At 44.2% G+C, this 1064-nt stretch carries 2 protein-coding genes and 1 pseudogene; all 3 read right to left on the reverse strand.

Translation table 11 applies throughout. The features are described 5' to 3' along the window. Positions 1 to 261, reverse strand: a pseudogene (locus tag A3766_RS03330) (chemotaxis protein CheR); the annotation flags it as partial. A 9-nt stretch (positions 262 to 270) separates the two neighbouring features. Further along, positions 271 to 810, reverse strand: a complete 540-nt coding sequence (locus A3766_RS03335; protein ID WP_068516563.1) for a chemotaxis protein CheW — start codon at positions 808 to 810, stop codon at positions 271 to 273. A gap of 17 nt (positions 811 to 827) precedes the next feature. Then, a partial coding sequence (locus tag A3766_RS03340; RefSeq protein WP_197479265.1) for a chemotaxis protein CheW occupies positions 828 to 1064 on the reverse strand: 237 nt, incomplete at its 5' end.

Below are 1064 nucleotides of genomic sequence, written 5' to 3' on the forward strand. Positions count from 1 at the left end.
CTCTCTAAAGAAGGATGTGAGATTCGTCGTAATCGCATTAATAAAACGACTAACTTCTTCGCTGTTTTCATTACGAATCAAAGACAGATATTCACTTACTGAGCCCAAACGAACATCTCTGAGCCTACGCGCCAGGCGGCCATAAACCATATCTTTCTTATGGGGCCCCAGCACTATGCCAGTATACTTATAGGCCAACTCGCTGATTTCCTGGAAATCAGCATCGGACATCGCAAACTCTCGTGATCGATCAGAATCCACTTAAGAACCTTAACTCGCTAGTAATTGTCGTCCGGCAACCTGATCTGGATCAGCGATCAATTGCTCGCTAAGCTCCAAAATAATCACCATTTTTTCTTCGGTACTTCCCAAACCTTTAACATATTGCGCCTGACTCGTTTGGGAAAGCTCGGGAGAAGGCTGAATTTGAGAATGAGAAAAGTTATACACATCCGACACTGCATCAACCACGATTCCGATAACCTTGGCGTTAGACTCGGTTTCTACCGAAACGATTATCACAACCGTTTCATCGGTATAAGATAAATCTTTAATGCCAAAGCTATATCGCAAATCAACGATAGGAGAAACAGTCCCCCTCAAGTTCATGACACCTAGCACCTGACTTGGAGAATTGGGAATTGAGGTGATCTCTTCCCAACCTCTTATCTCCTGCACTGAAAGAATATTGATACCGAACTCTTCACCCCCCATAAAAAAGGTGAGGTATTGGTCGGTTGGCTCATCCTGCTTTGCATCATCGACTTCACCATTAATCTGTTCTAGCTTTGAATCTTGTTGCTCTGACATAGATTAAACCTTTTGTTTTATGCCGCTTCGCTATCGTCTGGCTCGGTAATCTTCTTATAGGCATCACGCCCAACACCAGCAAGCTTTATAAGCCCGCTAATATCCAGGATCAGTGATACAGTACCATCCCCAAGTATCGTTGCGCCGGATACACCAGGGACTGAACGATAGTTTTCCTGCAAACTCTTGATGACCACTTGCTGCTGAGCTAATAAGTCGTCAACTAACACCGCTACCTTAATATTGTCACCCTC

It is taken from the genome of Oleiphilus sp. HI0132, assembly GCF_001635845.1.